We start from the raw sequence: 24,896 nt of genomic DNA, 5'->3' as shown, positions 1-24,896 counted from the left end.
CACCTCGCGCCGGCGGCTCGCCTTGGCGTTCACCGGCGCACCTCGTGCCCGAGGGAGGCGGCCGTCCGCCGCACGTCGGGAAGGCCCTCGAGGAGCTCGGCGAGGGGGTCGTAGGTGCCCGTCAGCAGTGCGTTCCTGGCGCTGTCCGGCATGGCGGCAGCGTAACCTCGCCCGCCGGCCTCCACCCGCATGGCCGCGAGGTCGACGGTGACAGCCAGCGCCGGGTCCTCCTGCACGCGGCGCGTGAGGTCGGAGAGGTCGCCCTCCGCCAGGCGCACGCAGGCCAGGCCGATGCCCGTGGCGTTGCCGAAGAAGATCTCGGCGAAGCTCCCGGCCACCACCGCCCTGAAGCCGGCGCGGTAGATGGCCTGCGGGGCGTGCTCGCGGCTCGAGCCGCAGCCGAAGTTCGCGCCGCTGACGAGAACGGTGGCGCCGGCGCGCGCCGGGTCGTCGAGCGGATGGCCCTTCGGCGTGCCGTCCGGCGCGAAGCGCTCGTCGACGAACAGCGCCGCGCCGAGGTCGTCGAAGGTGACGCTCTTGAGGTACCGGGCGGGGATGATGCGGTCGGTGTCGATGTCGTTCCCCGGCACCGCCACGGCCCTGCCGACGACGCGGACGACGGGCTGGAACGCGCTCACGCCACGACCTCGCGGCCCACGCCGAACACCTCGCGGGCGTCGGAGACCACGCCGGTGACGGCCGCGGCGGCGACCATCACGGGGCTCATCAGCACGGTGCGTCCGGTGGGGGAGCCCTGCCTGCCCTTGAAGTTGCGGTTGGAAGACGAGGCGCAGAGCTGGTCGCCTACGAGCTTGTCGGGGTTCATCGCCAGGCACATCGAGCAGCCCGCGTCGCGCCACTCGAAGCCGGCGGCCTTGAAGACCCGGTCGATGCCGATCCGCTCGCACTCGCTCTTGACGTGCTCGGAGCCGGGCACGGCGATCGCCTTCACGCGCGGGTGCACGCGGCGGCCGGCGAGCACCTTGGCCACCTCGACGAAGTCGGAGAGCCGCGCGTTCGTGCAGGAGCCCAGGAAGGCCACGTCCACCGGCGTGCCCACCAGGGGCCGGCCGCCCTCGAGCTTCATGTGCGCCAGCGCCTCGGCCACCGACGCCCGCTCGCCCTCTGGCACGTCCTCGGGCCGCGGCACCGGCTCGTCGATCGCGACCGACTGTCCGGGGTTGATGCCCCAGGTGACCGTGGGCGGCACGTCCTCGGCCCGGATCTCGACGACGTCGTCGTACTCGCACCCCGGGTCGGACCGGAACGAGAGCCAGCGCTCGACCGCCGCGTCCCAGGCGTCGCCCCGCGGGGCGTACTCGCGTCCGCGCAGGTACGCGACCGTCGTCTCGTCGGGCTGCACGTAGCCGAAGCGCGCGCCGCCCTCGATGGACATGTTGCAGACGGTCATGCGCTCCTCCATGCTCATCGCGTCGAAGACGTCGCCGGCGTACTCGTAGGCGTAGCCGACCCCGCCCTTCACGCCGAGCGTCCTGATGATGTGGAGGATCACGTCCTTGGCGTAGACGCCGGGGCCCAGGCGCCCGTTCACCTCGATGCGCCTCAGCTTCGGCTTCGACAGCGCCAGCGTCTGCGTGGCGAGGACGTCGCGCACCTGCGTGGTGCCGATGCCGAACGCGATGGCCCCGAAAGCCCCGTGCGTGCTGGTGTGGCTGTCGCCGCAGGCGATCGTCGTGCCGGGCTGCGTGAGGCCCAGCTCGGGGCCGACCATGTGCACGATGCCCTGCCTCCCGGTGCCGACGTCGAAGAACGCGATGCCGTGCTCGGCCACGTTCCGCCTGAGGTGGGCGATCATCGCGGCGGCCATGGGGTCCTCGAACGGCTCGACGCGCGTGTGCGTCGGCACGATGTGGTCGACCGTCGCGAACGTGCGCTCGGGCATCAGCACCTCAAGCCCCAGGTCGCGCAGCATCGCGAACGCCTGCGGGCTCGTGACCTCGTGGACCAGGTGCGTGTCGATGAAGAGCTGTGTCTGACCGCTCCGCAGGGTGCGGACCGCATGGGCGTCCCACACCTTGTCGAGCAGGCTCTTCGGCCGCTGTGGCATCGTCACCTCTCGTGCCCGCAGTAAGTGGAAGACCCCCGGCCGCGGGTGGGGCCGGGGGTCGTGGCGGTGCGAACCGGCGCGCCGGGCGCGCGCGTCCTAACCCTGCGACCCCGCGCCGCCTAGCTTCAGGCGGCGCGCCACGCCTAGCAGGGCGCTGACGCTGTCCAGGGGCATGGCGCGGAGTATATCGCGGCCGTCGCGAGGCCGGTCAACCCGCTGGACGGCCCGGCGGTCCGCCGGCGGACCGGCCCGCCGCCGCGGGCGGGCGGCGCAGGACGGGGACCTGGTCCAGCAGGCCGTGGTGCCCGAGGAACGCGACGACGCGCTCGTCGCGCAGGTAGCGGAAGCCGACCATCTGGATCTGCAGGCCTGCGCCGTAGTTCGCCTCGATCACGCTGAAGCCCCCGCGCTCGTCGGTGAGCACGACGTCCCAGCCGACGTAGACGAGGTACGGGTGCGCCTCCATGAGGCGCAGGAGGCGTTCGACGACCGCCGCCGCCCCGGGCACGACGGCGCCGGCGATCCGCGCTCCGGTGTCGGGGTGCTCGTCGTACCAGACGAGCCTCCTCGCGCCGAAGGGGTAGCCGGCCGCGGGGCCGATCTCGTAGGTCTCCAGGTCGACCCGGGCGATCAGGCCGCCCGAGGAGACGTTGTCGACGGGTCCCGTGCCCTCGCGCCCGAAGCGGTGCGCGATGGCCGCGACGAACGGCGCGTAGCCCGTGCCCTCGCCCCCGAAGGTCACGACCCGCATCGTGTTCACGCTGCCCGGGTTGAAGGCGGCGGCGTACGGCGCCTGCTGGGCCAGCTCGACGACGAGGGTCGCGGCGCCCTCGAGGAGCGCCGCCTCCGCCTCGGCGCGGCCGACCGGCGCGTGGTCGAGGAGGTACCGGCCGCCCTCCGACTCGAGCCTGTGGACGCGCTTCCCCTTCTGGCCGCCCATCGGCTTGAGGATCAGGGGGCGCTGGGCGGCGAGCTCCAGGACGGCGCCGGCGCTGCGCAGCGCGGTGTCGGCGACGGGCCGCACGTGCCCGCTCACGACGGCGGCCAGCACGGCGGGCATCGGCACGTCGCCGGCGAACGCGTACCAGAAGAGCAGCTTGTTCGAGAGCATCTCGGTGACCACGGGCCCGTTCAGCCGGTGGAGGGGGGCCCAGAGGCTGCTCGGCAGGTAGTCGGCCGGGTCGTTGCGGTCGAACTCGTAGATGACGTACGACTCGGGCGCGAACCCGAGCCGCGTCATGCGGAAGCGCTGCCCGTAGGGCAGGCCGGAGCGGTCGAGGTAGGCCTTGGCCGCGTCCTTGAGCAGGCGGAGCGCCCTCATGGTGGGGCACCCCCTGTCAGTTGGCTCGGGCTGGCCTCAGCCGGTGCGTCCGGCGCGACCGATCGGGGGCGGCCCGCTCACGCGCCCGAGGTCGCCGCCGACGCGCGGTGTCGGGGTCACGCCGCCGTTCTGGCCGGCGATGCCTCCCGTCGAGACGAGACGCTCGAACTCCTTGGCGTCGACGGCGCGCGCCAGGCCGGTCTCGAAGGAGATCATCTTCTTCAGGTGGAGCTCGGCCAGGCAGGCGTCCATCGTGATCATGCCGAGCTGGCCGCTCGTCTGGATGGAGCCGGGGATCTGGTGCGTCTTGCCCTCGCGGATCTGGTTCCTGATGGCCGGGGTGGCGATGAGGAACTCGTACGCCAGCACGCGTCCCTCGCCGTTCATCCGCGGCACGAGCTGCTGCGTGAGGATCGCCTGCAGGTTGTTCGCGAGCTGCACGCGCACCTGCTCCTGCTGCGCCTCGGGGAAGACGTCGATGATGCGGTCGATGGCCTCGGCGGCGGTGTTCGTGTGCAGCGTGCCCATGACGAGGTGGCCCGTCTCGGCCGCTGTCACGGCGGCGCCGATCGTCTCGTAGTCGCGCATCTCGCCCACGAGGATCACGTCGGGCGCCTGCCGGAGGACGCTGCGCAGCGCGTTGTTGAAGCTCTGCGTGTCCTCGCCCACCTCGCGCTGGTTGATGATCGACTGCTTGTGGCGGTGGAAGAACTCGATCGGGTCCTCGACCGTGACGATGTGCTTGGCGTACTCGGTGTTGATGAGGTCGATCATCGTCGCCAGCGTCGTCGACTTGCCCGAGCCGGTGGGCCCCGTCACCAGCACGAGCCCGCGCGGCAGGCGGGCGACGTTCGCGACCTCCTCGGGCAGGCCGAGCTGCGCGAACGTCATGACCTCCTCGGAGATCGTGCGCATCACGCCGCCGACGGAGCCGCGCTGCACGAACACGTTGACGCGGAAGCGCCCGTGGCCCGACAGCGAGAACGAGAAGTCGAGGTCCTTGCGCTCCTCGAAGTTGCGCTGCTTCTTCTCGTCCATCAGCGCGTACATCAGCCGCCGCGTCATCGTGGGGGTCAGCACCTCGTGCTCGGTGGGCCGCCACTCGCCGTGGATCCGCAGCATGGGCGGCAGCCCCACGGTGAGCAGGAGGTCGGAGGCCCTGCGCTCTATGGCGATCTTCAGGAGGTCGACGATGTCGGCCTGTATCTGCGTGGACCTGATCTGGTCAGCCATGGTGGTTCGCCTCGAAACCGACGATGTCGCCGGTCATGAAGATCTGGGTGGACCTGATCTGGTCAGCCATGGTGGTTCGCCTCGAAACCGACGATGTCGCCGGTCATGAAGATCTGTGTGGACCTGATCTGGTCAGCCATGGTGGTTCGCCTCGACGCCGACGACGTCAGCGGTCATCTGGATCTGCGTGGACCTGGTCTGGTCAGCCATGTCGCCGCTCCGGTCCTCTCACTAGGGCATCACCATAGGGGCGGCGCTGTCACGGTGCTCTGACGAATCGCACACCTGCCAGGGGCTCACTCGGCGGTGCGCGCGAGGACCTCCTCGAGCGTCGTGATGCCCTGCAGGGCCTTGTGGATGCCGTCGTCGCGCAGGGTCCGCATGCCGCGCGAGATCGCGAGCTCCCTGATCTCGAACGCCGACGCCTCCTTGACGATCGCGGTCCTGATCTCGTCGTCGACGACGAGGAGCTCGTGGATCGCGTGGCGCCCGTTGTAGCCGCTGCCGCCGCACTTCTCGCAGCCGACGCCGCGGTAGAGGACCTTGCCCTTGATCTCCTCGTCGGAGAGGCCGAGGCGCCTGAGGACGTCCGGCTCAGGGGTCGAGGCGACCTTGCAGTCCTGGCACACCTTGCGGACGAGGCGCTGGGCGAGGACGCCCAGCAGGGACGCCGAGACGTTGAACGGCTCGATGCCCATCTCGGTGAGGCGCGTGACGGCGCCGGCGGCGTCGTTCGTGTGCAGCGTCGCGATGAGCAGGTGGCCGGTGAGGGCGGCCTCCATGGAGATCTTGGCGGTCTCGTGGTCGCGGATCTCACCGACCATGATGATGTCCGGGTCCTGCCGCAGGAACGCCCTCAGCGCCCTGGCGAAGTCGAGCCCGGCCTTGATGTTCACCTGCGTCTGGTTGATGCCGGGGATCTCGTACTCGACGGGGTCCTCGATCGTCGTGACGTTCACGTCTGGCGTGGCGATGCGCTTGAGGATCGAGAACGTCGTGAACGACTTGCCCGAGCCGGTGGGGCCGGTGATCAGGAACATGCCGTACGGCTTCTTGATCAGGTCCTCGAAGCTCTGGAAGTTGTAGTCGGCGAAGCCGAGGTCCTCGATCTCGGGGATGTCTGTCGCCTTCTTCAGGATGCGCATCACCGACTTCTCGCCGTAGACGGTGGGCAGCGTCGAGAGGCGGAGGTCGACCTCGAGGTTCTTGTCCCTGAAGCGCACGCGGCCGTCCTGCGGCAGCCTGCGCTCGGCGATGTTGAGGCCGCCCATGATCTTGATGCGCGAGGACAGCGCCGGGGCCGTCACCTTCGGCATCGTCATGTACTCGCGCAAGGAGCCGTCCTTGCGCACGCGCACGACGACGCGCTCGGGCCGCGGCTCGATGTGTATGTCGGAGATGTCGTTGATGATGGCGTCGCGGATGATGTTGTTGACGACGCGCACGAGCGCGTTGTCGTCGATGGCCGAGCTGTCCTCCTCGGCCTCCTCCTGTGCGCGCCCGCTGGCGACCTCCTCGACCACGGCGCGCGCCAGCTCGTCCATGTCGGCGCCGTCGCGGTAGTAGCGGTTGAGGAGGCGCGTGAGCGTCTCCTCGGTCGCGACCGCCGGCTGGATCTCGCGGCCGGTGATGAGCTGGATGTCGTCGAGGGCGAACACGTGGCGCGGGTCCTTCATCGCCACCACGAGGGTGTTGCCCTCCAGGCGCACGGGCATGGCCGTGTAGCGACGCGCCGTCGCCTCGGGCACCAGGCTCACCGCGTAGGGGTCGACCTGGACGTTCTCCTCGATGAACGGGAAGCCGAGCTGCATCGCCAGGCTGCGGGCGAGCATGTCGGGGCTGATCTTCCCGGACTGGACGAGCGTGTCCTCGAGCCTGCCGCCGCCGGCCCGCTGCTTGTTCAGCGCCTCGTCGACGTCGGCCTGCGTGACGTAGCCCAGGTCGACGAGGATCTCGCCGAGCGGCTTGACGCTGCCCAGCTTGGTCTGTTCCTCGAGCGCGCGCCTGAGCTGCTCGCGCTTCAGCCGCCGGCTCTGCAGCAGGGTCTCGCCGAGGCGGCCCTTGTCGTCGGCGTAGAGCCTGTCGATGCGCTTCTGGACGGCGCCCTCCGGCGCGGCGACGAAGCGGACCGGCCTGTTGACGATCGCCTCGATGTCGGCCATGCGCCGCGGGTCGGCGATCGCCACGACGAGGACGTCGCCGTCCATCTTGTAGGGGACCGCCGAGAACTGCACGGCGTCGAGCCTGAGGAGCTGGCTGCCCAGCTTGTCGGAGACCGGCTCGTCGTCGAGGTCGGGCAGGTAGGCGATGCCCATCTGCTCGGCCAGGAGCTGGGCCAGCTGCTCCTCGTCGAGGGCGCCGGACTGCACGAGGATGCGTCCCAGCAGTCCGCCGGTGCGCTGCTGCTCGGCGATCGCGGCCTCGAGCTGCTCGGGCGTGACGAGGCCGCGCGAGACCGCCAGGTTGCCCAGCCGCTGGCTGATGTCGACCTCGACGTCGACGGGCGGCTCGAGCCCCAGCTCCGGGTAGTAGGTCGCGAGCGCCCACATGATCTCCTTGTGGAGGGCCTGGTAGGGCTCCACGAGGCAGCCGGAGGCGTCCTCCACCTCTTCTATCAGCAGCGCGTCGAGCGGGTCGACGAAGGCGACCCTGAGGCGGTCGCCGTCGATCGCGAACGGCATGGCCAGCAGCTCGGCCGCGAGCGTCGCGGGCACCTTCGCCAGCGCGTCGGCCATGACGTCGACGCGGGGGAGGTTCACGAGGGGGATGCCTATCGACTCCTCGACGGCGCGGGCGATGCGCTGCTCGGAGATCACGCCGAGCTGCATCAGTATGTCGGCGAGCCTGCCGCCGACCTCGGCGTGGCGCGCGATCGCCTGCTGCAGCGCGTCGTCGGTGACGTAGCCACGCTCGAGTAGGACGGCGCCAAGCCTCTTGTCGCCGATCGAGAGGACTGCCAAGGTCAACGCTCCTCGAGGATCATTCTCTCAAGCCGGCGGGCGAGCCTGGTATGAGGAAGCTTACCCTGGGTCAGCGGCCTGACGAGGACGGTGACGAGCCCGGCGCGCTTGGCGCCCAGCACGTCGGTGAAGAGCTGGTCCCCGACCATCGCCGTCGTGGCCGGCGAGGCGCCGGGCAGCAGGCCGAGTGCCCTGCGGAACGCCCAGCCGAACGGCTTGCCCGCCAGGGCGACGCCGGGCACGCCGAGGAGCCGCGACACGCGCGCGACGCGCTCCGGCTTGCCGTTGGAGAGGATCGCCACGCCGAAGCCGGCGTCTATGAGCCGGCTCACGAGCAGCGGGGCCTCCGCGACGTGCTCGTCGCGGTCGGAGGCGACCAGCGTGTCGTCGAGGTCGAGGAGCGCGTGGCTCACGCCCAGCCGGCGCAGCAGGTCGGGCGTGACCTGCGCCAGGCTGTCGACGCGTACGTCCGGGCGGAGCATCGGGGGAGTGTATCACCCCGCTCTGACCGGTCTCTTACCGGCCGGGCGGGGGCCGTGGGGCGGCCGGGCGGGGGCCGTGGGGCGGCCGGCCGACGCCTGGTGTGGCGGGCCGGCGGCCAGGCCTCGAGCGTGCCGTCGGCCCGGCCGACGCCGTCCCGAGCCCGGCCGCTCCCGCCGTCAGCCGAGCCCCCCCGTGAGGGCCTCGCGCAGCGTGGCGGCGAACCCCTCGTCGTCGATCCAGGGGTAGTGGCCGGCGTCTAGCAGCGCGAAGGTGGCGCCCGGCGCGGCCTCGAGCACCAGCTCGGCCTGGCCGGGGTAGCTGGTCCTGTCGAGCCGCCCCGCGAGGAGGACGACGGTGACGCCGCTCGCCGCCGCGGCGCGCAGGTCGTGCAGGCCCTCGGCCAGCCACACGGCGTCGTCGACGTCCTCCGGCGTCTCGCCCGAGAGCGCCACGGCGTCGACGTGCTCGAGGAACAGCCGCGACTTCGCCGAGGGGAACTGCATGGCGTCGAACAGCACCTTGGGGTTCACGAGCCCGAAGGCCTCGTCGACGAGCGCGCGGGGGTCGGCGGGCTCCTCGGCGGGTCCGCTCCGGGTGCCAGTAGCCTCGGCGTGCAGGTCGCGGGCGAGCTGCGGCATCGAGACCCAGGGGTTGACGAGCACGAGCCTGGTGACCCGTTCCGGGGCGGTGCGCGCCGCCCGCAGCGCGACGAGGGCGCCGAAGCCGTGCGCGAGCAGTGCGGCCCGCGCGACGCCCAGGGCGTCCATGACGGCGAAGACGTCCGCCGCCAGCAGGCCGACGTCGCTGCCGCCCTCGCCCGTGCTGCGCCCCGCGCCGCGCTGGTCGGCGTAGACGACGTCGAGGTCCTCCAGGTCGCCGCCGGCGATCTCGCGGAACGAGGCGGCGTTGTAGCCCGGCCCGCCGTGCAGGTAGTAGACGGTGGGGGCGCCCACGGGACCGACGCGCTCGACGTAGAGGCTCGCCGGGCGCGCGCCCCGGTAGGCCGCGGCGCCGCTGGCGTCGAGCGCCACGTCGACGCGCAGGGCCTCGTCGCGGAAGCCCTGGCGCTCGCCGTCGCGCCCCGGGATCACCGCGGCACCCCGTCGCCCTCCGCGGCGCCGGCGCCCGCGACGCCGGCGCCCCAGCCGAACAGCGCGGCGGCGTTCGCGTCGAGCGCGTCCTCCAGCGCGGCCGGGTCGGCGCCGCGAGCCTCGGCGAGCGCGGCGGCCGTGAGCCTCACGTGCGCCGGCGTGTTCGGCTCGCCGCGGTGCGGGACGGGGGAGAGGAACGGGCTGTCGGTCTCGACCAGCAGCCTGTCCTCGGGCGCGGCGCGGGCCGCCTCGCGGAGCGCCGCGGACGACCTGTAGGTGAGGTTGCCGGCGAAGGAGACGTGCCAGCCGAGCTCCAGGCCGGCCTCCATGAGGCCCAGGTGGCCGTTGAAGCAGTGCAGCACCCCGCGCCTCACGCCGGCCTCCCTGATCGCGGCGGCCGCGGCGCGGCTGGCGTCTTCGGCGCCCTGCCGGTCCCTGACGTGGAGGACCAGCGGCTTGCCCGTCCTCTCGGCCAGCTCCGCGTGCCAGTCGAAGGCCGCGCGCTGCGTCTCCAGCGTCTCCTCCCGCCAGTGCGTGTCGAAGCCCGTTTCGCCGATGGCCACCACGAGCGGGTCCGCGGCCAGCTCCGCGAGGCCGCGCCGCACGCGGGGGTCGCGGGCGTACGAGGCCTCGTTCGGGTGCACGCCGACGGCCACGCGCACGCGGCGCAGGCGCCGCGCCAGCTCCAGGGCCGCGCGCGAGTCCTCGAGCGAGGTGCCCACCGTGACGATCCAGGCCAGGCCCGCGCCGTCCACGGCGGCGTCGGGGTCGGCCAGCCGCGTGAGGTGGCAGTGGGAATCGGTCATAGCGCCTCACGATAGCCGCCGCTGCGCGAGCCGCGGTGGACGGCGGGCCCGGATGACCGTTGGGTGAGAGTTCTGTAAGAAGGCCGCTGCTACCTTGCGCCGCAGAGAGCGATGGTCGATCGCCGACCAGGAACGAGGAGCAGGATGGTACAGAGTCGTCCGATGGCCGAAGCCATCCGGTACTACAGCAACGAGGAGCTGTCCGAGATCATCTCCAAGTGCGAGACCGCCATCACCGACGGCACCGCCGAGATCGAGGACTACGAGGCGTTCGTGCTGTGCCAGAAGGAGCTCGCTCGGCGCACCTGGGCCTGAGCCCGGAAGACGTTCACACCCGACCCGGCGCGCGTGCCAGTAACATCGGTCGTGCACGCGCGCCGGGTCTCTTCGTCACGACGCCTCGCCCCCCTGACGCTGCTCGGCTGCACGCTCCTGTTCGCCGCCTGCGCGCCCGCGGTGGCCCGCTCCGACGCCACGCCGACCGCCTTCGTCGTCGAGACCCAGGCGCCGCCCTTCCGGGTTCAGGAGGGCAAGGCCTCGTGGTACGGGCCGGGCTTCGCCGGGCGGCTCACGGCCAGCGGCGAGGTCTTCGACCCGAGCCAGCTGACGGCCGCTCATCGCGAGCTGCCGTTCGGCACGCTGGTGCGCGTCCTCAACCTCGACAACGGCCGCAGCGTCGTCGTGCGCATCAACGACAGGGGACCGTTCAAGGCCGGCCGCGTCATCGACCTCTCGCGCGCGGCGGCCGAGGCGATCGGCATGACGGGCGCGGGCACGGCCGACGTGAGGCTCGAGGTCATGAGCCTGCCGGCCGGGATGGTGCGCGTCGCGGCCTTCGGCAAGCTCAGGGGCTACGAGGCGATGTCCCGCTACCACCCCGTCGGCACGCTGCTGGTGCTGGAGCCGCCCGCCGGGCGCCCGCCGATCGTCGTGCGCGTCGTGAGCCAGGACGTGCCGACGGGCATGCCGGCGGACCTCCTGCTCGCCTACGACCTGTTCGCCGTAGTCGGCTCCGAGGTCACGGTTCTGGGCGACTGAGGGCCGCTGCGCCGGAGGACCGGCGGGTCCGCCGGCGCCGGTGACCGGAGGGCGCGGACACCGCGCCGGACGCTCGGGGTCGGCGGTCGCGTGCGGCTCGTCCCGACCGGCGTCCCGCCGGCCCGCGAACCGGCTCGCCCGCGTCAGCGCTCGCAGCCCGCGCGCAGCTCGCGCGCCAGCTCACTGAGGTCCCTGCCCTCCTCGACGGCCCTGACGATCGCCGAGCCCACGACGACGCCGTCGGCCACGCGGGCGACGCGGCGCGCCGTCGCGGCGCTGGCCACCCCGAACCCCACGGCCACGTTCCGGCCGCCCGCGGACCGCGTCCTGGCGACGAGCTCCTCGAGCTCGGGCGGGAGGCTGTCGCGCACGCCCGTGACGCCCGTGACGCTGACGGCGTAGACGAAGCCGCGGCAGGCCCCCGCCACCAGCGCCAGGCGCTCGTCGGTTGACGTGGGGGCGGCGAGGAACACGGTGCCGAGGTCGGCCCTCCTGGCGGCGGCGATCAGCGACTCGCCCTCGTCGGGCGGCAGGTCGGGGAGGATCATGCCGTCGCCGCCAGCAGCCCTCAGGTCGTCCACGAAGCCGGCCTCGCCGCCGGGGTAGCAGTAGATGGGGTTGTAGTACGACATCACGACGAGCGGCTTGTCGGTCCGCCGGCGCAGGGCGGCGACGAGCTCGAGGGTCTCCGGCGCGCCGACCCCGGCCGCCAGCGCCCGCTCCGAGGCGCGCTGGACCGTCGGCCCGTCGCCCAGGGGGTCTGAGAACGGCAGCCCGACCTCGAGGAGGTCGCCGTGCTCCAGCAGGGCCTCGGCGTGGCCCAGGAAGCCCTCGCGGTCGGGGAAGCCGGCGGTGAGGTAGGGGACGAACGCCGCTCGTCCCTCGCGCCCGGCCGCGTCGAACGCCGCCTCGATGCGGGCGACGCCGCCGCCTGCGCTCGTCCCCCCGTCGGTCGTGCCCCGCTCCACCGGGCCCGTCCCGCCGCGCGCGCCCGCGGGCCCGCTCCCGCCGTCGGCGCCGCCGCTCATCGGCTCGCTCCCGCCGCGGCCGGCGTCGCGGCCCCGGCGACGCCGCCGCGCAGGCGGCTGACCTCGGCGACGTCCTTGTCGCCGCGCCCGGAGAGGTTCACGACCATGACCGCGTCCCGCGGCAGCGTCGGCGCCAGCTTGGCCGCGTGCGCGACGGCGTGCGCGCTCTCCAGGGCCGGCACGATGCCCTCGGTGCGCGCCAGGAGCTCGAAGGCGTCGAGCGCCTCCGCGTCGGTCGCTACGGCGTACTCGGCCACGCCCGTCTCGGCGTAGTAGCTGTGCTCCGGGCCGACGCCGGGGTAGTCGAGACCGGCGGACACCGAGTGCGGCGGCGAGACCTGACCGCCGTCGTCCGAGAGCAGGTACATGAGGGAGCCGTGCAGCACGCCCGTCTTGCCGCCGGCGATGCTGGCGGCGTGCTCGCCGCTCGACAGGCCGCGACCGCCGGCCTCGACGCCCACCAGGCGGGGGCGCTCGGCGGCGGGCAGGTAGGCGAACGGCGCGAACAGGCCGATGGCGTTGCTGCCGCCGCCCACGCAGGCGACCAGGACGTCGGGCACGCGCCGCCCCTCGCGCGCCTCGAGCTGGTCCATGACCTCGTAGCCGATCGCGCTCTGCAGGTCGCGGACGAGCATGGGGTAGGGGTGGGGGCCCACGACAGAGCCGAGCACGTAGAAGGTGTCGCGCACGTTCGTGACCCAGTCGCGGATGGCCTCGTTCGTGGCGTCCTTGAGGGTGCGCGTGCCGGACGACACGCTCACGACCTCGGCTCCGAGCAGGCGCATGCGGTAGACGTTCAGCTCCTGGCGCCGGACGTCCTCCTCGCCCATGTAGACGACGCAGCTGAGGCCGAAGAGCGCCGCGGCCGTCGCCGCCGCCACGCCGTGCTGGCCGGCGCCGGTCTCGGCGACGATGCGCCTCAGGCCCATGCGGCGGGCGAGGAGCGCCTGTCCGACGGTGTTGTTGATCTTGTGCGCGCCGGTGTGGTTGAGGTCCTCGCGCTTCAGGTAGAGGCGCGCGCCGCCAAGCTGGCGCGTGAGGTTCTCGGCGGCGTAGAGCGGCGAGGGGCGGCCGACGTACTCGCGCAGCACGTGCCGCAGGTCGGCGACGAAGCCGGGGTCGTGCTTCGCCTCGCGGTACGCGGCCTCCAGCGCTTGCAGCGCCGGCACCAGGGTCTCTGGCACGTACCGCCCGCCGAAGCGGCCGAAGCGTCCGCGGGCGTCGGGCAGCGGGAAGTCCGGCAGTCCCCGCGGCAGCACGGCTGTCTCGTCCATGGGTCAGGAGTCTACGCCGCTCAGACGCGCGAGGTCCGCCGTGGCCAGGCGCACGGGCCCGGCGGGCGCCTTCACCGGGCCGGGACCGAGCGACGCGAGCAGCTCGCGCGTGGTCGTCGGCTCGGGTCCCTCGGTCCAGCCGAGCGTGTGCGCCAGCAGCCCGAGGACCGCGGCGGGCTCGGCGCCGGCGCGGCGCAGCTCGTGGAGGGAGAGGGCGCCGCCGCGCTTCGAGAGCTTCTCGCCGTCCTCGCCGAGGAGCAGGCCGACGTGGGCGAAGGCCGGCGGCGTCAGCCCCAGCGCCCGGTAGAGGACGAGCTGCGCCGCCGTGCTCTGCAGCAGGTCGGCGCCGCGCGCGACCTCGGTGACGCCCATCGCGTGGTCGTCGACGACGACGGCGAGCTGGTAGGCGACCTGCCCGTCGGAGCGCCTGACGACGAAGTCGCCCACCGCGGACGCGAGGTCGACGCTCACGCGTCCCTGGACGGCGTCGTCGAACTCGACGGTCCCCGCGGGGACGCGGAAGCGCAGGCTGGGTCTCCGGCCCTCGGCGCGACGGCGGGGCGCCACGGAGTCGTTCAGCTCGCGATGTGCTGGGCCGTAGACGCGCGAGGGCGCGTCCTGCCGGCCCTCGCCGGCGTCGTCGACGCCGGGCGGTCCGCTCGACAGCTCGGCCACCTCGCGGCGGGTGAGGAAGCACTCGTAGAGGTGGCCGGCCGCGAGCAGCCGCGCCAGCGCCGCCTCGTAGAGGGGGCCGCGTCGGGACTGGAGGTAGGGGGCGTGCGGTCCGCCGCGGTCGGGCCCCTCGTCCCAGTCGAGGCCCAGCCACGCCAGCTCCTCGAGGTTCCCCAGGACCGCCTCCGGACGCGTGCGCGGGGCGTCGAGGTCCTCGACGCGCACGACGAACGCGCCGCCGGCGGCGCGGGCGCGGGCCCAGGCGAACAGGGCCGTGCGCGCGTTGCCGAGGTGCAGCCAGCCGCTCGGCGAGGGAGCGAAGCGCCCGCGGTAGCTAGCCACGGCGCGCGCGGGACGACCTCAGCCGCGCCGCCCGATCGCCTCGAGCACGGCGTCGCCCATCTCGGAGGGCGTGCGCGCCACGACCACGCCCGCCGCCTCCAGGGCGGCGATCTTCTCGGCGGCGGTGCCCGACCCTCCGGAGATGATCGCGCCGGCGTGGCCCATGCGCTTGCCGGGCGGCGCCGTGGTGCCGGCGATGAACGCCGCCACGGGCTTGCTGACGTGCTCCCTGATCCAGGCCGCGGCCTCCTCCTCGGCGGAGCCGCCGATCTCGCCGATCATCAGCACGGCCTCGGTCTCCGGGTCGTCCTCGAACACCCGCAGCATGTCGATGAAGCTGGTGCCGTTCACGGGGTCCCCGCCGATGCCCACGGCGAGGGTCTGGCCGAGGCCGTTGTCGGTGAGCTGCTTGACGGCCTCGTACGTGAGGGTGCCGGAGCGGCTGACGACCCCCACCTTGCCGGGCGCGTGGATGTAGCCGGGCATGATGCCGATCTTGCACTCGCGAGGCTTGGTGAGGCCGGGGCAGTTCGGGCCGATGAGGCGGGTGCGCTTGCCCTCGAGGAAGCGCTTGACGCGCACCATGTCCGCGATCGGGATGCCCTCGGTGATCGCCACGACCAGCTCCAGGCCGGCGTCGGCGGCCTCCATGATCGCGTCGGCGGCGAACGGCGGCGGGACGAAGACGACGCTGGCGTTGGCGCCGGTGGCGGCCACGGCCTGCGCGACCGTGTCGAAGCTCGGCACCTCGACGTCGTAGCTGTCCGGCCGGCCCGGCACGCCGGAGTGGTCGGTCTCTCCCGTGAAGCGCACGCCCTGGCCGCCCTTGCCCGGGCGGACCGCGGCCACGACGTTCGTGCCGTAGGCGATCGACCTGTCGGTGTGGAACGTGCCGGCGCCGCCCATGCCCTGGACGAGCAGGCGCGTCTCGCGGCCGATCAGCGGGCTCACGCCGCGCCCCCGGCCAGCTCGACGACCTTGCGCGCGCCGTCCTTCATGTCGGTGGCGCTGACGACGTTGAGGCCCGACTCGTCGATGATCCTCTTGCCCAGCTCGGCGTTGGTGCCCTCGAGCCGCACGACCAGCGGCACCTTCAGGCCCACCTGCTTGACGGCGGCCACGACGCCGTTCGCGATCGTGTCGCCCTTCATGATCCCCCCGAAGATGTTGACGAAGATGCCCTTCACGTTGGGGTCGCGCGTGATGATCTTGAACGCCGCCGTCACGTTCTCCTCGGTGGCGCTGCCGCCCACGTCGAGGAAGTTCGCCGGCTCGCCGCCGACCTGCTTGATCGTGTCCATCGTCGCCATGGCCAGGCCGGCGCCGTTGACGAGGCAGCCGATGTTGCCGTCGAGCTTGATGAACGAGAGGCCGTAGCGGCTCGCCTCGACCTCGGCGGGGTCCTCCTCGCTGAGGTCGCGCAGGCTCGCGTACTCGGGGTGACGGAAGAGCGCGTTGGAGTCGAAGCTGACCTTGGCGTCGAGGGCCACGACCTCGCCCTGAGCGGTGACGACGAGCGGGTTCACCTCGAGGAGGTCGGTGTCGAGCTCGACGGCGGCGCGCGCCACGGCCTTGAGCAGCGCCGCGCAGCGCTTGTGAGCGTCGCCGGAGAGCCCGAGCGCGAACGCCAGGGCGCGGGCCTGGTAGTCGGCCAGGCCGAGGAGCGGGTCGATGGCGACCCTGACGATCTTCTCGGGCGTCTCGGCGGCCACCTGCTCGATGTCCATGCCGCCCTCGGTGGAGACCATGACGACGTTGCGGCCCACGGAGCGGTCCAGCACCACGGAGAGGTACAGCTCGCGCGCGATGTCCATGCCCTGCTCGACGTAGAGCCTGTTCACCTGCTTGCCGCCGGGGCCGGTCTGGACGGTGACGAGGGTGGAGCCCAGCATCCTCTCGGCCAGCTCGCGCACCCGCCTCTCGGCCGCCTCGATCCCGCCGGAGACGCCGTCTGTGACGACGTTGACGCCGCGCAGGCCGGCGTGCTCCACGAAGGTGCCCTTGCCGCGCCCGCCGGCGTGGATCTGGGCCTTCACGACGACGACGGGGTCGCCGCTCTCCTCGACGAGCGGCCTCACGGCCGCGGCGGCCTCCTCCGGGGTCGCGGCGGGGCGACCGCGGGGCACCGCCACGCCGAACGGCGCGAGCAGCTCCTTGGCCTGGTACTCGTGGATCTTCAAGGGCTAGTACCTCCGTAACCGCCGGTGCGCACGCAGCCGGCCAGCAGACACGGTAGGTTACCGCGCGCGGTAGCGGCCGCGGAGCCGCGCTGGAGCGCGTTGTGGCAAGGTCCTCTCGCGCGCCGGGGCGGGGGCAGTAGAGTGCCGGCATGGTGAGGACGGCGATCCTTACCGTCTCCGACTCGGTCGCGGCCGGTAAGCGCGAGGACGGCAGCGCCCAGGCGATACGCCAGGTGCTGAAGACCGGGCCCTTCGTCGAGGTCGACTACCAGGTCGTGCCGGACGAGCAGGCGCTCATCCGCGCCCGCCTGCGCCTATGGGCCGACCAGGACGGCGTCGACCTCGTGCTCACGACCGGCGGCACCGGCCTGTCGAAGAAGGACAGGACGCCGGAAGCTACCGAGGAGGTCATCGAGCGGCGCGTGCCCGGCCTCCCCGAGCTGATGCGCACGATCGGCGCGGCGCGGAACAAGGTCGCCGCCCTGTCGCGCGGCGTGGCGGGCGTGCGCCGCCAGACCCTGATCCTCAACCTGCCCGGCAGCCCCGGCGCGGCCGCCGAGTCGCTGGCCGCCGTCCTCGAGACCCTGCCCCACGCGGTCGACGTGATAAGGGGCGAGCCCCAGGCGGCCCCCGAGACCTGGCATAGCTGAGGCGCCTCACCCCGCTTGGCCAGGGCGCCGCCGGGCGCCGGTGGGCTCCGGCGCGACCCGTGGTCCCTGGCGCGGCGAGCGGGCGCGTCCCGGCGTGTCCCCACGGACCCTGGCGCCGCGGGCGAGCGCGCACTAGACTCGTCAGCGCCGTGACCGTCCTCGCCTTCGCCGTCTTCCTCGTCGCCTACGTCGTGGCCCTCGTCGGCGTGATCGTGCCCGTGCTGCCAGGGGTGCCCATCGCGCTGGCCGGCGCCGTCGTCGCGGCGCTGATCATGGGCTACGAGCGCTTCGGCGTGCAGCCCCTCGTCTACGTCAGCTTCCTGACCGTGCTCTCCCAGCTCGTCGACGTCGCGGGCACCTGGCTGGGCTCCAAGCGCTTCGGCGCCAGCCGCGCCGGGGTGTGGGGCGGGGTCTTGGGCTCCTTCGTCGGGCTGTTGGTGTTCCCGCCGTTCGGCTTCCTGGTCGGGGCGCTGGCGGGCGCCGTCCTCGCCGAGCTGCTCGCGGGGCGCGAGCTGAGCGAGTCGTTCAGGTCGGGCATCGGCGCCTTCGTCGGGACCCTGGGCGGGGCGGTGGCGAAGCTCGTCATCATGGTAGTGATTGGGTTCGTGGCTTTCCCGAGGTTCTTCGGCGGCTGACGCGGCCGAGAAGGAGCGGATATGGATCCGATCTTCGTCCAGATAGGGCCGTTGGCCGTCCGGTGGTACGGGCTGCTGATCGCCCTCGGCGTGCTGGTCGGCGCCTCCTGGGGCCTGCGGGCGGCGGAGCGCCGGGGTCTGGACACCGACCGGCTGCTCGACATGGCCCTGTGGCTCGTGATCGCGGGCGTGGTGGGGGCGCGACTCGTCTACGTGCTCACCAGCCCCGCCGCCTACTTCGGTCCCGGCGGCGACTGGGTAGACGTCTTCAAGGTGTGGGAGGGCGGCATCAGCATCCACGGCGGCGTGCTGGGCGTGGTGCTCGCGGCCTGGCTCTACTGCCGACGCCACGGGCTGAACGTGTGGGCCTACCTGGACGTCATGACCCCCGTGGGCGTGCTGGGCATCATGGGCGGTCGCATCGGCAACATCATGAACGGCACCGACACGGGCGGCCGGCTCACCGACTGGGCGATCGGCTTCCGCTGGCCGGAGGCGGGCAGCGAGACCTTCGGCGCCTTCGGCCGCGCGGTCTTCGGTCGGGACCTGTGGCAGTTCGCGCCGCCGGCGTGCGCGTCGGTCCCCGCCGGCGAGCCGTGCGTGGTGCACTTCACCCAGCTCTACGGCTTCCTCGTCGGGTTCGTCCTGCTGTTCATCGTCGCCTGGGCCCTGCGCCGCGACCGGCCGGCCGGCAACGTGTTCTGGCTGTTCGTCCTGTGGTACTCGGTGCTGCGCAGCGTGATCGAGGAGCCGTTCCGCGACAACCCGCTGCCGTGGCAGGTCTACCTGAACGACCAGGCGGGCGTGGGGCTCTTCACCTACACGCAGCTCGCCAGCATCCCCATCGTGCTCATCGCCCTCTACATGCTGCTCACGGCCCCGGAGCGGGACCGGGCGAGGCGCCCTGCCGAGGCGAGGTGAACCCCCTCGCCGTCGTCGTCCTCGCCGCCGGGGCGGGGACGCGGATGCGCTCCTCGCGCCACAAGGTCCTGCACGAGGTCGCCGGCGCTCCTCTCCTCGAGCACGTGCTGCGCGCCGTGGACCCGCTCGCCCCCAGGCGCGTGGTGGTCGTGATCGGCCACCTGGGCGAGCAGGTGAGGGAGCGCTTCGCCGCGCGGTCCGCGGGAGGCGGGCTGGTGTTCGCCGAGCAGCGGGAGCTCCTCGGCACCGGCCACGCCCTGGCGCAGGCCGAGGAGCAGGTGCTGGCCGCGTTCGCGCCGGGCGAGCGCGGCACCGTGCTCGTGCTCGTGGGCGACGCGCCGCTCGTCACCAGCGAGACCCTGCGGCGCCTGGTGGACGCCCACGGCGAGGGGCCCGGCATGACGCTCCTCACGGCCACGGTGCCCGACCCGGCGGGGCTGGGGCGGATCGTGAGGGCGGCAGACGGCGCCGTCGAGCGCGTCGTCGAGCACAAGGACGCCGGCCCGGCCGAGCTGGCGATCGCCGAGGTGAACGGCGGCTTCTACGCCTTCGACCTCGGGGTGTTCGAGCGCTGCCGGCTGCTCTCGCGCGACAACGCCCAGGGCGAGCTCTACCTCACCGAGCTCCTCGACATCTACCGGGCCGAGGGCCTGCCGGTCCGCGCCGTGGCGGCCGCCTCGCCCGAGGAGGTCCTGGCGGCGAACGACAGGGCCGAGCTCGCCGTCGTCGACAGGGCCCTGCGCGACAGGGCGCGCCGCGCGTGGCTCCTCGCCGGCGTGACGATGGTGGCGCCGGAGACGGTGTTCCTCGGCGACGCCGTGAGGCTGGCGCGCGACGTGACGCTCCACCCCGGCGTCCACCTGCTGGGCGCCACGACGGTGGGCGAGGGCGCCAGCGTGGGACCCTACGCCGTGCTCACCGACTGCACCGTCGAGCCCGGCGCCGTGGTGCCGCCGCACACCGTCGCGGCGGGGGAGACGTTCTCGTCCCGGTAGCGTCGCCGGCCTCGCCGGCGGACGAGCGACCGCGTCGGGGGGAGCCCTGACCGTTCGGGCGCGCGCGGCCGGGCCTCAGCGCCCGGCGCGGACCTGCCAGCCCGCGCGGGCCAGGCCCTCGGCGACGCCGGCGCAGAACGGCCGCGCGGCCGCCAGCACCCCAGGGTACGACCTCAGGTCGGAGAGCTCCGGCTCGTGGTTGGCGACGAGCACGGCGACCATGCCGGCGTCCGCGGCGGCTACCAGGAGCTCGCGGTCGTTGCCCGAGTCCCCGGCGGCGACGACGTCCTCCGGCTCCAGGCCGTAGCGCTCCACGAGCCAGAGGAGCGCTCCGCCCTTCGAAGCGGGGCGGGGCAGAACGTCCAGGTACCTGCCGGCCGAGTGGACGAGCCGGGCGGGCGAGCCGCGCGCCGCCAGCGCCCGCGCCGCCTCCTCTACGGCCGCGCCGTCCTCGACGAGGTAGCTGACCTTGTGCTCGCCCTGCGCGTCGGCGGGCTGGAGCCGCAGCCCGCGCACCCCCGAGAGCGCCTCGCGCACGTCGTCCGCGCTGAAGCCCGACGCCGCGAGCCGCTCCCGCCACGCCTCGTCCCGGACGAAGCCCGTCCCGTCCCAGGCGTGGACCTCGGAGCCCACGCCGCACACGAGAGCCGACGGCCACGGCAGCCCGGCGGCGGCGAGGGCGTCTGCGGCGACGAGGGACAGCCGGAGGCCGCGACCCGAGCAGAGCACGAGGGCGGCGTCGGCGGCGACGAGCGCGGACCCCAGCGCCGCGGCGTCGTCGCACGGACGCCCGCCGTCGAGCAGCGTGCCGTCGACGTCCGACACCAGCGCGCGCCTGCCCCGCCCCAGGCCGACGCAGTAGCCGCCGCGCCCCTCCCGCCGCCCGAACCTCGCGCCTCTCACGACGCCGCGGGCACCGCCTCGAGGACCTGTTCGAGGGCGTTCACGTACTTGTCGACGTGCGCCCGCCACGAGTAGTGCTCGCGCACGCCGGCGACCCCGTTCTCGGAGTAGCGCTCCCACTTCTCCCTGTCGACGAGGATGCCCTTGATCGCGGCCTGGATCGCGCCCTTGTCGCGCGCGTCGATGAGCTCCCCCGAGCCGACCTTCGAGATGATCTCCTGCGGGCCGCCGTGGTTCGTGGAGACGACCGGCAGCCCCGACGAGCTGGCCTCGATGATCGTGATGCCGAAGTTCTCCTCCAGCGCCGGGTTGACGAACACGCCGCGGCGCGCCGCGACCAGGCGGTAGAGGACCGGTATGTCGACGTCGGGCCTGTGCTTCTTCGGGATCGCCAGACGCCCGTAGAGGTCGTAGCGGTCCATGGCGAAGAGCAGCCCCGTCATGACCTCGCGCTCGTTGTCGTCGAGCTGCTCGATGTCGCTGCGCACCCCGGCGAAGATCGCCAGGTTCGCGAGGTGCCTCAGCTCCTTGTCCTCGCCGTACGCCTCCACCAGGCCGAGGTTGTTCTTCTTCCGGTCCGGCCGGCTTATCGAGAGGATCACCGGCTTGTCCGGGTCGCGCAGGAAGCGCGTCAGCTCGCGCTTCATGCGCACGCGCGCCTTCACGACCTCCTCGTCTGGCTCGAACGACGCGTCGAGGTCGTAGTAGTAGGGGTAGAAGCGCTCGACGTCGACGCCCGGCGGGATCACGGCGAACCGCGCGGCCGGGGCGGCGTCGTAGAGCTCGTAGCCCTTCACGACCTCCTGGTGGGTGCTGGCGATGACCAGGTCGGCGGCGCGCAGGGCCTGCTCCTCGGCCTCGATGCGCCTGCCGATCCGGTACTGGTCCTCCATCTCCTCGCGGGTCATGCCAGCGCCGCGCAGCGCCCGCTGCTTGTTGCGACCGAGCGAGTGCCCCGTGAACACCATCGGGCGGCGCCACCGCTGCGCCAGCCGCTGCGCCACGTAGCCGGCGTCGGCGTAGTGACCGTGCACGACGTCCGGCACGCCGGGCCCCTCCTCGAAGTAGCGGGCGGCGTTCGCCGCCAGCTCGTCGAGGTGCGGCCACAGCTCCTCCTTGCGCATGTACTCGTCGCCGCCGGCCGGCACGCGCACGAGCGCGGCGCGCTCCCCCAGGCGCTCGACGGGCTTCGCGTAGTCGTCGCTGACCTCGAGGTCGTCGATGCGCCGCGTGACCAGGTCGACGCGCGAGACGCGCGGGTGCCTGCCCAGGGCGCGGGCCAGCTCGACGACGTACTTCGTCTGCCCCCCGGTGTCCGCGTCGCGCCCCAGCTCGAGGTCGGAGCCGCGGATCAGCCCGTGCACGCTGAACATCGCGATGTGGAGGCCGGCCTCGTCCTTCCTCATGGTTTCCCTGTCCATCTATCTGGCCTCCCGGAGACGGCACCGTAGCGCGCGAGGCGATGAGTTTGGGGGCCTGGCCGACGTGGCGCATGAAGATGCAACGACGTGTATGCAGCCTGCAACGACCGCGCCCGGCGCGTGGTAGAGTGCCCGCTCGGATGGCGCTCCTCTCCAAGCCACGCGCGGTCCTCGCCCTCGAGGACGGCACCGTCTACAAGGGCTACGCCTTCGGGGCCCGCGGCAAGTCGGTCGGCGAGATCGTGTTCAACACCTCGATGACCGGCTACCAGGAGATCCTCACCGACCCCAGCTACCACGGGCAGATCGTCACGATGACCTACCCGCACATCGGCAACTACGGCGTCAGCGTCTACGACATGGAGTCGAACAGGCCGTACGCGCGCGGGTTCATCGTGCGGGAGTTCAGCCGCGTCGCCTCGAACCACAGGGCCAACCAGGACCTGCAGTCGTTCATGGAGCAGCACGGCATCGTCGGGATCGAGGGCATAGACACCAGGGCGCTGACGCGGCGCCTGCGCGTGGGCGGCGTCGTCAAGGGCGTGATCTACCACGGCGACGCCGACGACGAGCTCGAGGCCGAGCTCGTGCGGGAGGCGCGGGAGCACATCGACATCGACGGGCGCGACATGACGCCGGAGGTGACGACGCCGCTGCCCTACGCCCGTCCGACGTTCAAGGACAACCCGCGCGTCGTGGTCCTCGACTTCGGCATCAAGCACTCGATCGTCTACCAGCTCGAGCGCGCCGGCGCCGAGGTCATCGTCGTGCCGGCCCAGACGACGCCGGCGCAGATCATGGCGCTCGACCCCTACGGCCTCGTGATCTCGAACGGCCCCGGCGACCCCGACGGGCCGAAGTACGCCCACGACACCGTCTGGCAGCTCCTCGGCCTGCTGCCCACCTACGGCATCTGCCTCGGCCACCAGCTCCTCGGCCTGGCCGTGGGCGGCCGCACGTTCAAGCTCAAGCACGGCCACCACGGCGCGAACACGCCCGTGAAGAACCTGCTCACCGGCGGCGTCGAGATCACCAGCCAGAACCACAACTACGCCGTCGACATCGACTCGATACCCGGCGGCCAGTTCGTGGCCACGCACGTGAACCTCAACGACGGCACCCTCGAGGGCATGGCGCACGCCCGCTACCCGGTGTTCAGCGTCCAGTACCACCCCGAGGCGAGCCCGGGGCCGCACGACGCCAGCTACCTGTTCCGTCGCTTCATGGCCGAGGTCGACGCGTTCGAGGGCGCCTCTTCGCTGCCCGTGAACGCGCTGGCGGCCGTCTAGGCGCCCCCGCCCGGTCCCCCACTGCGGGGAGGTGGGCGGGCCTTCCACCGGTCGCGCCGGCGCCCCGCCCGCTCCTCAGCCGAACAGCTCCTCGGAGTCGAGCCACAGCGTCACCGGCCCGTCGTTGACGAGCTCGACCTCCATCTCGGCCCCGAAGCGGCCCGTGGCCACGGGCAGGCCGGCCGCCTCCAGCGCCCGGGCGAAGCGCAGGTAGAGCCGCTCGGCCGGCTCCGGCGGCGCGGCGCGCGAGAAGCCGGGGCGGTTGCCTGAGCGCAGGTCGCCGTAGAGCGTGAACTGGCTCACGACGAGGCAGCCGCCGCCCGCCTGCTCCAGCGAGCGGTTCATCCGGCCCGCCTCGTCGGGGAAGACCCGCAGCTTGCGCACCTTGTCGGCGAGCCTCTCCGCGACGGCCTCGTCGTCCTCCGGCCCCACGCCCAGGAGCACCAGGAAGCCGCGCCCGACGCGGCCAACGACCTCACCGCCGACGCGCACCTCGGCGCGCGACACGCGCTGCACCAGCGCCCTCACGTCAGAACAGCGACACCTGCTCGGCCGTGTCGATGACGACGCTGCCCTGCCGCGGCGGCAGGGCGTCGAGCGCCCGCTTGACCTCCTGCATGTCCTGCCACATCAGCCACTTCGGGCCGCCGCGCTCGCGCGTGGGGTTGCGCAGCAGGTAGGCGGGGTGGAAGAGCGGCATGACCTTGATGCCGTGCCAGTCGAACCAGCGGCCGCGCAGCCGCGTGATGCCCTCGTTCGTCTTGAGGAAGTACTGCGTCGGGACGTTCCCCAGGGTCCCTATCACCTGCGGCCGGACGATCCTGATCTGCTCGAGCAGCACGCGCTCGCTGGCGGCGACCTCGGCCGGCGTGGGGTTGCGGTTGCCGGGCGGCCGGAACTTGACGACGTTCGTGATGTAGACCTGCTCGCGCTCGAGGCCGACGGAGGCGAGGATCTTGTCGAGGAGCTGGCCGGCGCGGCCGACGAACGGGCGGCCCTGCAGGTCTTCCTCCTCGCCGGGCGCCTCGCCGACGAGCATGAACGCGGCGTCATCTGGTCCCTCGCCGAAGACGAGGTTGTCGGAGAGTTCGCGCAGCGCCGGCGGCTTCTCGGCCGCGAGGCGCTCGAGCTCGGAGAGCGTCACGCCTCAGTAGATAACACGGGCACCCCGGCTCAGAGCTCGCGCGCCGCGGCCTCGTGGCCCGGCGTCTCGCGGGAGTGCAGCGCCTTGCGCTGGCTGCGGATCTCGCGCCGCAGCTTCGGCTCGAGGCCGATCATCAGGAAGAAGTTCTCCAGGGCGTTCTCGCGCCCCTTGATCTCGGTGAGGGCCTCGTCGTCGCTGCCCGTCACGAACGGCAGCTCCCGGTACGCCCTCAGCGCCTCCTCCACGACCTCGGGCGGAGACTTCGTCTGGGCCAGCTCCGAGAGGTACGAGTACACGCTGCGCCGAGCCTCGGCGTGGCGCCTGAAGACCTCGGGGTTGTCCGTCTCGCTCGCCAGCAGCAGGTCCTGCTTGGCGATGCGCCGGTAGTGCTTGAGACCCCGCAGGATCTCCTCCGAGCTCAGGACCACGTTGAGTTCCATCG

At 72.8% G+C, this 24,896-nt stretch carries 25 protein-coding genes; 7 read left to right on the top strand and 18 right to left on the bottom strand.

The window, feature by feature from the left end; all coding sequences use genetic code 11:
- Nucleotides 1–29: 29 nt before the first annotated feature.
- The 8 genes from VF202_13220 to VF202_13185 form a co-directional block, all read right to left on the bottom strand.
- Nucleotides 30–638: a 3-isopropylmalate dehydratase small subunit gene (locus VF202_13220; protein ID HEX7041075.1), complete on the bottom strand. Its 609-nt coding sequence runs from the start codon at nt 636–638 to the stop codon at nt 30–32.
- Entirely contained in the window at nt 635–2,068 is a 1,434-nt protein-coding gene (gene leuC / locus VF202_13215; protein HEX7041074.1) for a 3-isopropylmalate dehydratase large subunit, read from the bottom strand. The genes VF202_13220 and leuC overlap by 4 nt, the downstream gene beginning before the upstream one ends.
- A gap of 208 nt (nt 2,069–2,276) precedes the next feature.
- Complete coding sequence (locus tag VF202_13210) at nt 2,277–3,389, bottom strand: sugar-transfer associated ATP-grasp domain-containing protein (GenBank protein HEX7041073.1); 1,113 nt, start codon at nt 3,387–3,389, stop codon at nt 2,277–2,279.
- Nucleotides 3,390–3,425: 36 nt separating this feature from the next.
- Nucleotides 3,426–4,622, bottom strand: a complete 1,197-nt coding sequence (locus tag VF202_13205) for a type IV pilus twitching motility protein PilT (protein ID HEX7041072.1) — start codon at nt 4,620–4,622, stop codon at nt 3,426–3,428.
- 296 nt (nt 4,623–4,918) lie between these two features.
- Nucleotides 4,919–7,582 (bottom strand): ATPase, T2SS/T4P/T4SS family, encoded by a 2,664-nt coding sequence (locus VF202_13200; GenBank protein HEX7041071.1) that lies wholly within the window; start codon nt 7,580–7,582, stop codon nt 4,919–4,921.
- 2 nt (nt 7,583–7,584) lie between these two features.
- Nucleotides 7,585–8,064: a YqeG family HAD IIIA-type phosphatase gene (locus VF202_13195; GenBank protein HEX7041070.1), complete on the bottom strand. Its 480-nt coding sequence runs from the start codon at nt 8,062–8,064 to the stop codon at nt 7,585–7,587.
- Nucleotides 8,065–8,241: 177 nt separating this feature from the next.
- Complete coding sequence (locus VF202_13190; protein HEX7041069.1) at nt 8,242–9,156, bottom strand: alpha/beta hydrolase; 915 nt, start codon at nt 9,154–9,156, stop codon at nt 8,242–8,244.
- Nucleotides 9,153–9,962, bottom strand: coding sequence for a TatD family hydrolase (locus tag VF202_13185; protein ID HEX7041068.1), 810 nt, complete (start codon nt 9,960–9,962; stop codon nt 9,153–9,155). The genes VF202_13190 and VF202_13185 overlap by 4 nt, the downstream gene beginning before the upstream one ends.
- Before the next feature lie 162 nt (nt 9,963–10,124).
- Here VF202_13185 and VF202_13180 point away from each other — a divergent pair, with 162 nt between their 5' ends.
- Entirely contained in the window at nt 10,125–10,277 is a 153-nt protein-coding gene (locus VF202_13180) for a hypothetical protein (GenBank protein HEX7041067.1), read from the top strand.
- Between the two features lie 51 nt (nt 10,278–10,328).
- Nucleotides 10,329–11,000, top strand: coding sequence for a septal ring lytic transglycosylase RlpA family protein (locus VF202_13175; GenBank protein HEX7041066.1), 672 nt, complete (start codon nt 10,329–10,331; stop codon nt 10,998–11,000).
- Nucleotides 11,001–11,143: 143 nt separating this feature from the next.
- Here VF202_13175 and trpA read toward each other — a convergent pair whose 3' ends face one another.
- From trpA to sucC, 5 genes are read right to left on the bottom strand one after another with little or no spacing between them, the layout of a single operon-like run.
- The gene (trpA, locus tag VF202_13170; GenBank protein ID HEX7041065.1) at nt 11,144–12,028 is read right to left on the bottom strand and encodes a tryptophan synthase subunit alpha; all 885 of its coding nucleotides are present in this window, start codon (nt 12,026–12,028) and stop codon (nt 11,144–11,146) included.
- Nucleotides 12,025–13,302 (bottom strand): tryptophan synthase subunit beta, encoded by a 1,278-nt coding sequence (trpB, locus tag VF202_13165; protein HEX7041064.1) that lies wholly within the window; start codon nt 13,300–13,302, stop codon nt 12,025–12,027. The genes trpA and trpB overlap by 4 nt, the downstream gene beginning before the upstream one ends.
- Before the next feature lie 3 nt (nt 13,303–13,305).
- Nucleotides 13,306–14,316 (bottom strand): tRNA glutamyl-Q(34) synthetase GluQRS, encoded by a 1,011-nt coding sequence (gluQRS, locus tag VF202_13160; protein HEX7041063.1) that lies wholly within the window; start codon nt 14,314–14,316, stop codon nt 13,306–13,308.
- An 18-nt stretch (nt 14,317–14,334) separates the two neighbouring features.
- Complete coding sequence (gene sucD, locus VF202_13155; protein HEX7041062.1) at nt 14,335–15,267, bottom strand: succinate--CoA ligase subunit alpha; 933 nt, start codon at nt 15,265–15,267, stop codon at nt 14,335–14,337.
- Nucleotides 15,264–16,496, bottom strand: a complete 1,233-nt coding sequence (sucC, locus tag VF202_13150) for an ADP-forming succinate--CoA ligase subunit beta (GenBank protein HEX7041061.1) — start codon at nt 16,494–16,496, stop codon at nt 15,264–15,266. Before sucC ends, sucD begins: the two co-directional genes overlap by 4 nt.
- A 149-nt stretch (nt 16,497–16,645) precedes the next feature.
- Here sucC and VF202_13145 point away from each other — a divergent pair, with 149 nt between their 5' ends.
- The 4 genes from VF202_13145 to VF202_13130 all read left to right on the top strand — a co-directional run bounded on the left by VF202_13145 (nt 16,646) and on the right by VF202_13130 (nt 19,697).
- Entirely contained in the window at nt 16,646–17,146 is a 501-nt protein-coding gene (locus VF202_13145) for a MogA/MoaB family molybdenum cofactor biosynthesis protein (GenBank protein HEX7041060.1), read from the top strand.
- 149 nt (nt 17,147–17,295) lie between these two features.
- A complete protein-coding gene (locus VF202_13140) occupies nt 17,296–17,781 on the top strand; it encodes a DUF456 family protein (protein ID HEX7041059.1) in 486 nt (161 codons plus the stop codon).
- Between the two features lie 21 nt (nt 17,782–17,802).
- Nucleotides 17,803–18,702 carry a prolipoprotein diacylglyceryl transferase gene (gene lgt, locus VF202_13135; GenBank protein ID HEX7041058.1) on the top strand — a complete coding sequence of 300 codons (900 nt, stop codon included), beginning with the start codon at nt 17,803–17,805 and terminating at the stop codon, nt 18,700–18,702.
- Nucleotides 18,699–19,697: an NTP transferase domain-containing protein gene (locus VF202_13130; protein ID HEX7041057.1), complete on the top strand. Its 999-nt coding sequence runs from the start codon at nt 18,699–18,701 to the stop codon at nt 19,695–19,697. Before lgt ends, VF202_13130 begins: the two co-directional genes overlap by 4 nt.
- 75 nt (nt 19,698–19,772) lie before the next feature.
- On the opposite strand, the gene VF202_13125 is transcribed toward VF202_13130, so the two are convergent.
- Both VF202_13125 and VF202_13120 read right to left on the bottom strand, forming a co-directional pair.
- Nucleotides 19,773–20,600 (bottom strand): HAD-IIB family hydrolase, encoded by an 828-nt coding sequence (locus tag VF202_13125; protein HEX7041056.1) that lies wholly within the window; start codon nt 20,598–20,600, stop codon nt 19,773–19,775.
- Nucleotides 20,597–22,021, bottom strand: coding sequence for a glycosyltransferase (locus VF202_13120; GenBank protein HEX7041055.1), 1,425 nt, complete (start codon nt 22,019–22,021; stop codon nt 20,597–20,599). Before VF202_13120 ends, VF202_13125 begins: the two co-directional genes overlap by 4 nt.
- 140 nt (nt 22,022–22,161) lie before the next feature.
- Here VF202_13120 and carA point away from each other — a divergent pair, with 140 nt between their 5' ends.
- Nucleotides 22,162–23,310 carry a glutamine-hydrolyzing carbamoyl-phosphate synthase small subunit gene (carA, locus tag VF202_13115; GenBank protein ID HEX7041054.1) on the top strand — a complete coding sequence of 383 codons (1,149 nt, stop codon included), beginning with the start codon at nt 22,162–22,164 and terminating at the stop codon, nt 23,308–23,310.
- A 75-nt stretch (nt 23,311–23,385) separates the two neighbouring features.
- On the opposite strand, the gene dtd is transcribed toward carA, so the two are convergent.
- The 3 genes from dtd to VF202_13100 are packed head-to-tail and all read right to left on the bottom strand — an operon-like array spanning nt 23,386 to nt 24,894.
- Nucleotides 23,386–23,826, bottom strand: a complete 441-nt coding sequence (dtd, locus tag VF202_13110) for a D-aminoacyl-tRNA deacylase (protein ID HEX7041053.1) — start codon at nt 23,824–23,826, stop codon at nt 23,386–23,388.
- Between the two features lie 13 nt (nt 23,827–23,839).
- Complete coding sequence (locus VF202_13105; protein ID HEX7041052.1) at nt 23,840–24,454, bottom strand: uracil-DNA glycosylase; 615 nt, start codon at nt 24,452–24,454, stop codon at nt 23,840–23,842.
- Between the two features lie 29 nt (nt 24,455–24,483).
- The gene (locus tag VF202_13100) at nt 24,484–24,894 is read right to left on the bottom strand and encodes a hypothetical protein (protein HEX7041051.1); all 411 of its coding nucleotides are present in this window, start codon (nt 24,892–24,894) and stop codon (nt 24,484–24,486) included.
- Nucleotides 24,895–24,896 lie beyond the last annotated feature (2 nt).

The organism is Trueperaceae bacterium (assembly GCA_036381035.1).
Taxonomy (GTDB): domain Bacteria; phylum Deinococcota; class Deinococci; order Deinococcales; family Trueperaceae; genus DASRWD01.
This window is presented reverse-complemented; position numbering and strand designations above follow the sequence as displayed.